Source organism: Sphingomonas hankookensis (genome assembly GCF_022664465.1).
In the GTDB taxonomy this organism is placed as follows: Bacteria; Pseudomonadota; Alphaproteobacteria; order Sphingomonadales; family Sphingomonadaceae; genus Sphingomonas; species Sphingomonas hankookensis.
In genome coordinates, this window is sequence record NZ_JAKREV010000009.1 from 17,399 (window position 1) to 26,570 (window position 9,172).

General features: G+C 64.4%; 11 protein-coding genes. 3 read left to right on the forward strand and 8 right to left on the reverse strand.

What is annotated here, in order from left to right; all coding sequences use genetic code 11:
- Positions 1–103 precede the first annotated feature (103 nt).
- The gene (locus tag MF610_RS17285) at positions 104–1,522 is read left to right on the forward strand and encodes an ISNCY family transposase (protein WP_188659480.1); all 1,419 of its coding nucleotides are present in this window, start codon (positions 104–106) and stop codon (positions 1,520–1,522) included.
- Positions 1,523–2,089: 567 nt separating this feature from the next.
- Here MF610_RS17285 and MF610_RS17290 read toward each other — a convergent pair.
- The 4 genes from MF610_RS17290 to MF610_RS17305 are packed head-to-tail and all read right to left on the reverse strand — an operon-like array spanning position 2,090 to position 5,347.
- Complete coding sequence (locus MF610_RS17290) at positions 2,090–2,635, reverse strand: cupin domain-containing protein (protein ID WP_242201545.1); 546 nt, start codon at positions 2,633–2,635, stop codon at positions 2,090–2,092.
- Entirely contained in the window at positions 2,632–3,507 is an 876-nt protein-coding gene (locus MF610_RS17295; RefSeq protein ID WP_242201546.1) for an alpha/beta fold hydrolase, read from the reverse strand. Before MF610_RS17295 ends, MF610_RS17290 begins: the two co-directional genes overlap by 4 nt.
- Complete coding sequence (locus tag MF610_RS17300) at positions 3,504–4,595, reverse strand: alkene reductase (protein WP_242201547.1); 1,092 nt, start codon at positions 4,593–4,595, stop codon at positions 3,504–3,506. The genes MF610_RS17295 and MF610_RS17300 overlap by 4 nt, the downstream gene beginning before the upstream one ends.
- Before the next feature lie 14 nt (positions 4,596–4,609).
- Positions 4,610–5,347: an SDR family NAD(P)-dependent oxidoreductase gene (locus MF610_RS17305; RefSeq protein ID WP_242201548.1), complete on the reverse strand. Its 738-nt coding sequence runs from the start codon at positions 5,345–5,347 to the stop codon at positions 4,610–4,612.
- A 128-nt stretch (positions 5,348–5,475) separates the two neighbouring features.
- Between MF610_RS17305 and MF610_RS17310 the strand changes: the two genes are divergently transcribed.
- Complete coding sequence (locus tag MF610_RS17310) at positions 5,476–6,417, forward strand: LysR family transcriptional regulator (RefSeq protein ID WP_242201549.1); 942 nt, start codon at positions 5,476–5,478, stop codon at positions 6,415–6,417.
- A 364-nt stretch (positions 6,418–6,781) separates the two neighbouring features.
- On the forward strand, positions 6,782–6,973 hold the full coding sequence (locus MF610_RS17315) for a hypothetical protein (RefSeq protein ID WP_242201550.1): 192 nt from the start codon (positions 6,782–6,784) through the stop codon (positions 6,971–6,973).
- A gap of 116 nt (positions 6,974–7,089) precedes the next feature.
- Here the strand turns inward: MF610_RS17315 and MF610_RS17320 are convergent, their stop codons facing one another.
- From MF610_RS17320 to MF610_RS17335, 4 genes are all read right to left on the reverse strand, one after another.
- The gene (locus MF610_RS17320) at positions 7,090–8,019 is read right to left on the reverse strand and encodes an arginase family protein (RefSeq protein WP_242201551.1); all 930 of its coding nucleotides are present in this window, start codon (positions 8,017–8,019) and stop codon (positions 7,090–7,092) included.
- Positions 8,020–8,520: 501 nt separating this feature from the next.
- A complete protein-coding gene (locus MF610_RS17325) occupies positions 8,521–8,715 on the reverse strand; it encodes a hypothetical protein (protein WP_242201552.1) in 195 nt (64 codons plus the stop codon).
- Complete coding sequence (locus MF610_RS17330; RefSeq protein ID WP_242201553.1) at positions 8,690–8,842, reverse strand: hypothetical protein; 153 nt, start codon at positions 8,840–8,842, stop codon at positions 8,690–8,692. The genes MF610_RS17325 and MF610_RS17330 overlap by 26 nt, the downstream gene beginning before the upstream one ends.
- A 47-nt stretch (positions 8,843–8,889) precedes the next feature.
- Positions 8,890–9,171, reverse strand: coding sequence for an HU family DNA-binding protein (locus MF610_RS17335; RefSeq protein WP_242201554.1), 282 nt, complete (start codon positions 9,169–9,171; stop codon positions 8,890–8,892).
- Between the last annotated feature and the right edge of the window lies 1 nt (position 9,172).

Sequence of the window (9,172 nt, forward strand, 5' to 3'; positions counted from 1 at the left end):
AAGTACAAATGGCACCAGCCCGCTAGATAGAAATGGCACTCTGCGGTGCTCTCAGCGGGTCGCCGGTGTCATAGCCGTTCTCGGCAACGAGGACGCGCATTGTATGACGGTGCTGGCGATGAGTTCTGCTGAGATCACCCGGTTCGACACGCTGATGCGGCTCGACCGTGGCGAGATCCGGGTCGCGGACGCGATGGAGCTGCTCGGCCTTGCGAGGCGGCAGGTGTACCGGTTGCTGGGCCGCCTGCGACAGGACGGCGCTAGCGGCCTGGTGTCGCGCAAGCGAGGACGCCCGAGCAACCGACGCTACAGCGACGCCTTCCGCGCCGAGGTGGTCACGCTGGTGCGCGAGCACTACGCCGACTTCGGACCGACGCTGGCGCGCGAGTACCTCGCCGAGCGCCACGGCATCGGCCTGTCGTGCGAGACCCTGCGGCGCATCATGCTGGAGGCCGGGCTGTGGCAGGACCGTGCAGCAAAGCGCCCTCGCCCGTACCAGCCGCGCTACCGGCGCGACTGCCGCGGCGAGCTCGTCCAAGTTGACGGCTCCAAGCACTGGTGGTTCGAGGGCCGCGGTCCACAATGCACGCTGCTGGTGTTCATCGACGACGCTACGAGCGAATTGATGCACCTCGAGATGGTCGAGAGCGAGAGCACCTTCTCGTACATGCGCGCGACGAGGACCTATCTCGAGCGGCACGGCAAGCCGGTGGCCTTCTACACCGACAAGCACAGCGCCTTTCGCAACAACACGGCCTCGGCGAAGGGTGACGGCATGACCCACCTCGGGCGTGCGCTGGACCGGCTCAACATCGAGCTGATCTGCGCAAACTCGCCGCAGGCGAAGGGACGCGTCGAGCGGGTCAACGCGACGCTGCAGGACCGTCTGGTCAAGGCGATGCGGCTACAGCGCATCTCCACCATCGACCAAGCCAACGCCTTCCTCCCCTCCTACATGGCGCAGCACAATCGACGGTTCGCCAAGGCGCCGTTCGACCCGCGCGACCTTCACCGGCCGCTTGCCATCCATGAAGACCTGGAAGCGGAGCTGGTCTGGCGCGAGCAGCGCACCGTCACCGGTGCCCTCACCTTGCACTACAACAAGGCCATGTTCATCCTCGAGCCCTCCCCTGCGTCGCAGGCGCTCGCGCGGAAGAAGGTCGACGTGTGCGAGTACCCGGATGGCCGGCTCGAGATCCAGCACGAGGGCACGGTCCTGCCCTATCGCATGTTCGACAAGATGCGCCGGGTGAACCAGGCCGCCGTGGTCGACAACAAGCATCTCGACGCGGCGCTGGCGCTCGCCCGCGTGATACAGCAAGCTCAGCCACACCATGCCAAGCGCAACAACAACGAGCCGGCGCGCACCGCGCAGCCCGTCGGACCGTTCAAGGCGCCCTCCCCGGCTTCATCCGCCCAGAAGCTCGACCGTCGTACGCTCGGCAACGGCAGGCTCAAGCGTGGGCCGCGTCTCTCCAACGAGGACCTGGTTGCGCGGGGCCTTAGTGAGTACGCTCGCTAGCGTCCGGAACCGCCCAAATTTAGACGCTCAGGCAGGCAACCTGTTTTCCCGAAATCCGCCATTGGTTCAGCCCGACCATTCCCGTTTCCCCATCCTCGAATGCCAATTTCGGGAAAGAGCAATTGGGAACATATTTCGGGAAAGCCGATGCCTCTGACGCCTCTCGGCATGGTGAGAAAGGCTACTTTCCCGCTACGGGTTCGTTTGTGGGAAGTGACGTGCTCCACGGTTCAGTCGAACTGGAGCCGCGTTGCACAGATTCGCTGTCTCTAGTTTGAGCCAGTCCTCATGCACCGTCAGAGGGGTTGTCGAAGCGAGCCCGTGCGGCTTCCACCTCGGATAGATGGTCGATGGTCCACGTATACAGCGCCATGAACGGCGGTGGCAGAGTGCGGCCGAGCGGCAAGATCTCGTATTCCACCGCGATCGGGCTGACCGGTATCGCCCGGTCGTCTTGGCTGCGGTAGGTCGTCGCCGACCTTCTGTCCGGCGCGGAAAGATTTCATTCATTTCGCGTCCAGTGCCCCACGAGACAGCTCAAAAGGTTGAAGAAGGCCGGTCACTCGATCAGCTATCGACGAACTCGCTACGGTAGACCGGCCCGAGGCGACGCGCCTTCTCGGCGAATGCGTTCATCATATCCGGATCTGGCTCCGATGCCGGTTCCGTCCGCGATCCGGCAGGTGTGCCCATCTCGCGGAAGAACTCCTCCTGCCCCGCTGGCGCGCACAGGCACAGCATCCGCGCGGGCTTGTCGGAGGCATTGACGAAGGCGTGCGGAGCGTTGGCGGGGACGTTGACCGTCTCGCCGGACCGCACGGTCTTCGTCTCACCGCGGAACGTCAGCTCCAGCTCGCCGTCCAGCATGTAGAAGAGTTCGTCGAACTGATGCCGGTGCGGTTTCGGGCCACCGCCCGCGGGCACGTGCATGTCGATCAGACAGAAGCGCCCGTCGCTTTGCGCGCCGGTGACGAGGAAGGTGTAGGTGTCGCCGGCCAGGTGTAGTCGCTCGAGGCCGTCATCGTCGGCATGGACGTGGACGAGCGCGCGCGCGGGATCGTCCGGCGGTAGCGGCAGATCGCAGGGGAAGGCGCCGATCTTCGAACTGGTCATTTATCATCCTCCAGAAAGAACGTTGCGAGCGCGGCAGCCGTCGCGACGGGGTTCTCTTCGCCCAGCCAGTGTCCCGCCTCCGGGATGACGGCGGTCGAGAGGTCGGCCGCGACCGACGACCAGAGCGCCTTCAGCATCGGACCGGCATGGGATTCGCCGCCGACCGCCAGCACCGGCATCGCCAGCGGACGCGACCTGAGCGGGGCGTTGTCCTCTCCGTCACGGAAGATCGCGGCGTAGTATTGCGCGCCCGCACGGAGTGCGCCGGGCCGGGAAAGCGAGCGGACATACGCTTCGAAATCCTCAGGTGGTACGGCGTTGACCCCGCGGTGCGACTCGTGCCCGAAAAACCAGGAGAGCACCTCGCGCTCTCGGCCGTGGAACAGCCATGCGGCGACGTCGGGAGCGGCGAACACTGAGAAATGCCAGTTGGAGTCCACGTTCCAGCCGGCCTTCGGCGCCATCGCCGCCTCCAGACCGAACCCGGCGGCGACGAACTCCATCACCGCCAGCCGTCGCACCCGATTGGGGAAGTCCCGCGCAAAGGCGACGGCAACGCCCGCGCCCAGATCATAGCCAGCGACATGCACCTGCTCGATCTCCAGCGCGTCGAGCACCCCGGCGAGATCGCGCGCCATGTCGGTCTTCGTGAACGAGCCTGCCGGCAGGGTCGAGGCACCCATACCGCGCTGGTCCGGTACGATGACGGTGAAGCGATCCGTCAGCGCAGGGGCAATGCGGCGAAAGGCGAGCGAGTGCTGCGGAAAACCGTGCAGCAGCACCAGCGGCGGCCCGTCACCGCCCACCCTGACGGAGATGTCGATTTCGCCGATCGTGATCCGGCGCACTGCAAAGGCATCCCACGCCGTCATGCGCCGGTCGCCTCCCGCGTCGGATAATCGATGTAGCCCTTCGGGCCGACGCCGTAGAAGGTGGCCGGTTCGGGCTTGTTCAGCGCACCGTCGTCCGCGGCGAAGCGGGCGACCAGATCGGGGTTGGCGAGGAACAGCGTGCCGTAGGCGATGGCATCCGCCTTGCCCGCCGCGACCGTCGCCATCCCCTTCGCGCGGTCGAAGCCGGTGTTGGCGATCAACGGCACCGACGTCATCGGCCTGAAGGTGCCGGCGACGTCCTCGATCGCGACGCCCTTTTCCAGATCCTTCGCGTTCGGCTCCAGCATGGTGAGATAGCCGACACGCCGTCTGTCCAGTTCGCGGACCACGTGCGCGAACGTCGCCAGCGGATCGCTGTCACCCATGCCGTAGAGCGAGATCGAGGGCGCGAGGCGGATGCCGACGCGCTTAATCGACCAGGCGTCGGCCATCGCCTCGATCGTCTCCAGGATCAGCCGCGCGCGTTTCTCGATCGTGCCGCCCCAGTCGTCGGTGCGATGGTTGCTGACGTCTTGCAGAAACTGGTCATGGAGATAACCGTTGGCGGCGTGAAGCTCGACGCCGTCGAATCCGGCCTCGCGGGCGTTGCGCGTCGCCTGCGCGAAGTCGGCGATGATGCCGGGTATCTCGTTGGCATCGAGGGCACGCGGCACGGTGAAGTCGACCTCGCGATCGGGAAAGCGGAACTTGCCCACGGCCGGCAACGGCGACGGCGCGACCGGGGCGCCGCCGTCGTGAAGGTCGGGATGCGAGACGCGGCCCGCGTGCCAGAGCTGGCAATAGATGCGCCCGCCGGCGGCATGCACCGCATCGGTGACGATCCGCCACCCGGCGATCTGATCGTCGCGCCAGATGCCCGGGCCGTTGATGACGCCCGCGCCCTGCGGGGACACGGCGGTGCAATCGGTCACGATCAGCCCGGCCCCGGCGCGCTGCGTGAAATACTCGCCCATCAGCGGGGTGGGGACGTGGTCGGACGTGGCGCGGGTTCGTGTCATCGCCGACATCCAGATACGGTTGGGAAGGTCGAGGCCGTGGAGGTCCATCGGCGTGAACAGGTCGGTCATGTCGGTCTCCCGGATCAGGTCATGTGCAGTCCACCGTCCACGACGAGCGTCTGGCCGGTGATGAAATCAGCGTCGGGCGAGGCGAAGAAGAAGGCGGCACCCACGAGGTCCGCAGGCGTCTCCTCGCGCTGGATCGCACGCTTGGCGATCTGCGCCTCCTGAATTTGCTTGGGCAGCGCCTTGGCGGCGTTGGGCGTGATGGTGACCCCCGGGGCGATCAGATTGACGGTGATGCCCTCGCCGCCGAACTCGCGGGCCAGGCTGCGCGTCAGGCCGATCACGCCCGCCTTCGCCGACACGTAGTGCGTCTGCCCGGCGACGCCCTCGTTTACCGAGGCCGATCCGATGTTGACGATCCTGCCCCAACCGCGCCCGGTCATCAGCGGCAGCATCGCCCGGCACATCAGCGCGGTGCCGGTCAGGTTGATGTCGACGATCTTGCGCCAGTCCTCGGCGCTCATGTCCAGAAACCCCTGTACCGGGAAGAAGCCAGCGACGTTTAGCAGCACGTCGACCTGCCCCCGCATTTCGTTCGCCAGCGCGGCGAGTGCGGAACCGTCCGCCTCGCTGGTGATGTCGGCGGTCTGCACGAACAGCCGGTCACTGGGGATCGCTTCGGTTAGCGCCGCGAGCGCGTCGTCGCTTGTGTCGGTGGCGATGACGGTATCGCCGTTGGCGATGAAACGCTCAACGAAGGGACGGCCCATGCCGCCGGCAGCGCCGGTGATAATTACGGTTCGATCTGTTCGCATCACGCCTCCATGCACTGAAAACTGTGCCGCTCGTGGCACATTGCGTCCGCCGGCAGCTTGGAGGAAAACGAGCGTGGGCCGAAACGGACCTTTGCACGATTGGGACACATCGTTCACGGAACGGAACAATGAAGATCGACCTCAACGATCTGCGCGTCTTCGAGCGCGTCGCGTCGCTCGGTGGCTTCTCCGCTGCCGCGACTGCGCTGGCCTTGCCGAAATCAAGCGTCAGCCGCGCTGTATCGCGCTTAGAACAGGCGCTGGGTGTCCGCCTGCTGCAACGAACCACGCGCGACGTCAGCATGACCGCCGCCGGGCTCGCGCTTCGCGACCGTTGCGGCGACCTGCTGTCGGGGATCGACAACGCGATGGCCGACGTCGCCGGTTTCGCGGAGACGCCGCGCGGTCACCTGATCATTAGTGCCGGCATCGGTTTCGGCATCAACGTGCTAGGCCGCGAGCTGCCCGGATTTGTTGAACTCTATCCCGACGTGACGGTCGCACTCGATCTCACCAGTCGCAACGCCGAACTCGTGGCGGAGAAGGTCGACATCGCGATCCGCATGGGATCGCTCGGGGACTCCACGCTCGTTGCGACGCGGCTCGGCGAGATGACGCAGTATCTCTGTGCCACCCCGGACTATCTGGACGCGCACGGCCGGCCGCAGGCACCGGATGAACTGCGCCGGCACCGTGTCATCGATATGCCGGGCGTGGGCGGTCGACCACGCTCGTGGCGTTTGACGCGCGGTGGCGTGGAAGCAATCGTTGAGCCTCGCTCCCGCATAACCGTTAACGACGCACTGACCATCTGTGCGCTGGTCGGCCGCGGTGCCGGGATCGGTCCTGTGTCAGCATATCTGTGTGGTGGAAGCCTACTGGACGGCAAGCTCGAGCGCATTCTCCCCCGCTGGGCCTTGCCGACGGTCCCGGTCAGCCTCGTCTTCCCGAGCAGACGCGAACTATCGCCTGTCGTCAGGAGTTTTGTGGATTACATGCGGCGCTCGGTGAACGAGAATCCAAATTGGCTTGCCGACCCTTACTCGCCTCGTGATGACGGGTGCAGCTAAATACGTCACCTTCCCGATATTCATTTCCTATGAAGATTGCTCCGGCTGTCTTGCTGCTGCCGATACCCCTCCCCCGGTAGGACACCAAGCGGCGTTACCGAATGCCGCTTGGAAAGCACGAAGACGGCTCGGAGGTTCTACCAGTCGTTCGGCTATGTCGCTTGTGATGGCGCGGGAGAGGGCGACGGGAAGATGACCAAGCCGCTCGATCGCTGATCCCGGGAGCGGCCGTCCGCGGCTTTCCCATTTCACCATCCCAACGGGAACGACTTGGCCGTCACGCCGGTCGTTCCTTCTGCGACGACCGCGATGGCCGAAAGCCCGGTCGCTTGCAGATATTCCGCACCGCTGACTATCATTGCCTATGATCGTCTGGCTCATCGTCACCGTCGTGCTGCTGATTTGGAACGCGGTGTACTGCGGCATCAAGATCGTTGCGGACTTCAGAGGGCCGAAACCCGCAAGTGGCGTTTGGGGTCTGTTCGCGCTCGCTGGCGTACTTTCAATGCTAGCTATGGCGCTCGTCGGTGCAGGTGTTGCTGTCTCAGGGATTTAACAGAAGCTGCGGACGTCATCCGGCTACCAGAATTGGGCCTTCCCATTTCACCATCCTAGTGGGAAAGCCCGAGCCGTCTCGTTGGCCGTTCCTGATTGGGAAGGCTTAGCCAGCGCTCACGCGATCGGATCGACGGATGTAGGTGCTGGGAAAGGTAGGTCCGCCATCAGCGACACGATCGTGGCAGCGTACTTGCCATCAGGATCAAGGTCCGGGTCGAATACCGTCACGGTCATGCCCCGGCACCGTTCATCGGCGACCAGCGGATGCAGGATCGCAACTAAGTCTTTCGGCGGTATGCCGGGACTGCCGGGGCAATCGACCGCAGGCATGATGGCGTCGTCCAATACGTCCACGTCGAGATGAATCCAGAAACCTTGATCCGGCTTAGCCGCAAGCATGGTGGCGATACGGGCAGCAACGCCTTCCACTCCGATAGCGGTCGCCTCGAACACGTCGATCGTATCGATTGCCGTATGCTGCACATCAGGCCACGCGAAGTCCGGGTCGCGGCTTTCGCGCTCGCCAAGCTGGATCACGTCCGCATCCGCGACGAGCGGCCCTCCGATATCCAGCCATTGGGTTCCCAGCGGCTCACCACGCCCTGTCACCAAGGCAAGGTCCATACCTGCCGCCGCACCCAGACTTTGGTCGAAGTCGTAGTTCCCCGGATGCCGAAAATCGCTGTGGCCGTCGATGTGGATCAAAGCGACTTGCCCCTCTTCGCGTGCGCCGGCGAGTGCGCCCATCAGGATCGAGCAATCGCCACCGATAACGAGGGCGAATTCGCCTTTGCGTCGTACGTCGCGGACGGCATCAGCCAGCATGAGATTGAAGTCTCGCATGGTTTGACCATTGCGTATGCGTGTTCCGGCTTGCGGCTCCGTCGAGTAAATCGGACGCGGCAAACTTGTGACGAGCGGCGCGCCGAGCGCGTCCAACAGCCCCGCCTCAAGGAGCGCCGCAGGCGCACGCCACGTGCCGGGCTCATGGTTGAGACGCAGTGGCCGAAGCCCGAGGTTCGATGGGGCGGTGATGACGTGCATGGCGCGAAGCTAGGTTGAACCAGATCAGTCATCAATATCAGCAGAAACTGACGGATTCTTGAAATACCATCCCAATCGGGACGGTGTCGGAGCCGTCCGGTTGTGACGCAACCTCTTCGACGTCGGCCTTCCGCGGGTCTCGAGGTGTCACAAACCCGCGTCATGATGGCTGCTGGCGGCGGTTCATCCACAGCAGCAGCCAAAAGCCACGACCCACCTTTTCAGAAACGAACGGCCAGCGAGACCCTGGGCAGAAAACCAACTGGGCCTCGCGCCCGATGCTGTCGCAGCGGGTCCAAGGGCGAGAGCCGCCATGTCATCGCATCAGCGGGGGCAGCGCTGCGCTGCTTGGGGGGCTCCACGCTGCCCCCGCTGCCACGAGCGAGTGTCGTTTCTATCTAGCGGAGAATGTGTCTTTTCTAACTGGCAGCAACAACCGGAACGTGGCTTGTGCCGGGTCGGCAACAGCGGCTTAACCAGCGGACGAACTCTTAACTTGACTTAATAGTCGAGGTTGCGTTTTTCCATCTGTGCGGCCGCGAGGTCCGCGACCGGACCAGCGCCTTCGGCCAGCTCGTAGATCGCTATCACAGCCCTGTCGTCGAGACGCTCGACCATTGCCTGGACCGCTGACCAGTTAGCCACGTCGAGCGCGACCGTCGTGCTTTCCTTACCGGACACGGCGATCGGCCACATCAGCCATCTTCGACCAGCGATCGGCCGAATGCAGCATACGGTTCCGAGCATGGGGGAGAACGAGCTGCTGCGCCTCGGCAAGATCGGCCGCTGCCCTCGCGCGGTAGTCGGCTGCGGTATCGGCCATGAAGTCCCCTCAGTTTAGGCCAGCCTTCTCAAACGCTGGCCCCTTTATCATTTTCCGTTCATCCGATCGCGGACCGCCTTGGCGGGCACGAACGTCAGCTTTCGCGACGCCGCGATCGTGATCGCCTCGCCTGTCGACGGGTTGCGCCCCTGGCGCTCTGGGGTGTCCTTCAGCTTGAACTTGCCGAACCCGTTGAGACTGACTTCCTCGCCAGTCGCGACAGCCGCGGTGATGTTCGCAAGGATCGCATCGATGACCTTCCTGGCGTCCGCCTTTGCGAGGCCATGGGTATTGGAGATTTGTTCGGCCAGATCGGATGTCGTCGTCATG

What these genes read in the sequence shown, in the direction of transcription:
- MF610_RS17290 (WP_242201545.1), bottom strand. Translation starts at nt 2,635, where the DNA reads ATGACCAGTTCGAAGATCGGCGCCTTCCCCTGCGATCTGCCGCTACCG.
- MF610_RS17330 (WP_242201553.1), bottom strand. Translation starts at nt 8,842, where the DNA reads ATGGCCGATACCGCAGCCGACTACCGCGCGAGGGCAGCGGCCGATCTT.
- MF610_RS17305 (WP_242201548.1), bottom strand. Translation starts at nt 5,347, where the DNA reads ATGCGAACAGATCGAACCGTAATTATCACCGGCGCTGCCGGCGGCATG.
- MF610_RS17335 (WP_242201554.1), bottom strand. Translation starts at nt 9,171, where the DNA reads ATGACGACGACATCCGATCTGGCCGAACAAATCTCCAATACCCATGGC.
- MF610_RS17310 (WP_242201549.1), top strand. Translation starts at nt 5,476, where the DNA reads ATGAAGATCGACCTCAACGATCTGCGCGTCTTCGAGCGCGTCGCGTCG.
- MF610_RS17325 (WP_242201552.1), bottom strand. Translation starts at nt 8,715, where the DNA reads ATGTGGCCGATCGCCGTGTCCGGTAAGGAAAGCACGACGGTCGCGCTC.
- MF610_RS17300 (WP_242201547.1), bottom strand. Translation starts at nt 4,595, where the DNA reads ATGACCGACCTGTTCACGCCGATGGACCTCCACGGCCTCGACCTTCCC.
- MF610_RS17285 (WP_188659480.1), top strand. Translation starts at nt 104, where the DNA reads ATGACGGTGCTGGCGATGAGTTCTGCTGAGATCACCCGGTTCGACACG.
- MF610_RS17320 (WP_242201551.1), bottom strand. Translation starts at nt 8,019, where the DNA reads ATGCACGTCATCACCGCCCCATCGAACCTCGGGCTTCGGCCACTGCGT.
- MF610_RS17315 (WP_242201550.1), top strand. Translation starts at nt 6,782, where the DNA reads ATGATCGTCTGGCTCATCGTCACCGTCGTGCTGCTGATTTGGAACGCG.
- MF610_RS17295 (WP_242201546.1), bottom strand. Translation starts at nt 3,507, where the DNA reads ATGACGGCGTGGGATGCCTTTGCAGTGCGCCGGATCACGATCGGCGAA.